The sequence below is a fragment of the Streptomyces glaucescens genome, from assembly GCF_002154375.1.
Classification (GTDB): domain Bacteria; phylum Actinomycetota; class Actinomycetes; order Streptomycetales; family Streptomycetaceae; genus Streptomyces; species Streptomyces glaucescens.
This window is the reverse complement of record NZ_MUND01001043.1, coordinates 1-697: the sequence shown is the minus strand read 5'-3', so window position 1 is coordinate 697 and position 697 is coordinate 1. Positions and strand designations below refer to the sequence as shown.

Annotated in this window: 1 protein-coding gene; it reads left to right on the top strand. The window is 70.6% G+C overall.

The window, feature by feature from the left end:
* Positions 1-439 (top strand): histidine phosphatase family protein (locus CCN42_RS40435; protein WP_143662254.1); only part of this gene is annotated, 439 nt, incomplete at its 5' end.
* Positions 440-697 lie beyond the last annotated feature (258 nt).

Sequence of the window (697 nt, the reverse complement as noted above, 5' to 3'; positions counted from 1 at the left end):
CGACGCGCGGCTGATCGAGGCCGACAACGTCTTCCAGGGCAAGACCTTCGGTGTCGGGGACGGCGCCCTGAAGCGGCCCGAGAACTGGCGGCACCTGGTCAACCCGTTCAGGCCGTCGTGGGGCGAGCCGTACATCGACCAGGTCGTGCGGATGATGGGCGCGCTGGACGCCGCGAAGGACGCGGCCCGCGGGCACGAGGCCGTGCTGGTCAGCCATCAGCTGCCGATCTGGATCGTGCGGTCGTACGTCGAGCGGCGGCGGCTGTGGCACGACCCGCGCCGCCGGCAGTGCACCCTCGCCTCGCTGACGTCCTTCACCTACGACGGGGACCGGATCGTCTCGGTCGGGTACTCCGAGCCCGCCATCGATCTCGTCCCGGCCCATCTCCGCGCCGGCGCCAGGCCGGTGCAGGGGAAGGGCAAGGCGTTCGGGGCGTAGGTATCGCAAAAAGCCCGCAACGCCCCATTGTTACGAAAAGCGCACAAATACGGGGCAACCACCCCGTTCGTCGTGCCCTCTGAGGGAGTGACCACCACAGAGCACGACGGACGGGGATGGCATGCGTCACATCAGCCGCAGGGGAGCGATCGGACTCGGCGCGGGGGCCGCCGCCGCGTTCGGGGTCGCCGGGTGCGGGTCCCACACCTCTTCAGAGGGGTCGTCCCACGCCGGAGGTTCCCCCGGCAGGGGCAGGGG